The following is a 431-nucleotide window of genomic DNA, read 5'->3' as shown; positions in this document are numbered from 1 at the left end:
TTTGCGAGCATGGCCGGGATGCACCCGGTCATCCTTGGTGGAGGTCAGAAGGAACATCGGCGGATAGTCGACGCCGGTCTCCACATTGTGGAAGGGAGAGATCGAGCGCAGGAAGGCGCGCTCTTCGGCGTTCTCGTCGGGGAAGCCGTACTCGTCCTGCCAGCTGGCGCCGGCCAGCAGCGTGTGGAAGCGCAGCATGTCCAGAAGCGGCACCTGGCTGATGACCGCGCCCCAGAGGTCGGGACGCTGGGTGTACATCACGCCGGTCAGCAGCCCGCCATTGGAGCCGCCCTGAACCGCGAGATGATCAGACGTGGTCACGCCGTCATCAATTAGGTCTTCAGCCACCGCGATCAGATCATCATAGATGCGCTGACGGTTGGTGCGCAGACCCGCTTGGTGCCAGGCCGGGCCGAACTCGCCGCCGCCGC

1 protein-coding gene is annotated in these 431 nt (G+C 65.0%); it reads right to left on the bottom strand.

Features of this window, described 5'->3' with window-relative positions; genetic code table 11:
* A partial coding sequence (locus B3M53_RS10540) for a prolyl oligopeptidase family serine peptidase (RefSeq protein WP_286800373.1) occupies nt 1-431 on the bottom strand: 431 nt, incomplete at both ends.

It is taken from the genome of Oceanicaulis sp. UBA2681 (assembly GCF_002354675.1).
Lineage (GTDB): Bacteria > Pseudomonadota > Alphaproteobacteria > Caulobacterales > Maricaulaceae > Oceanicaulis > Oceanicaulis alexandrii.
Note: the sequence above shows the minus strand (reverse complement) of the source record. Positions and strands in the feature narration are given on the sequence as shown.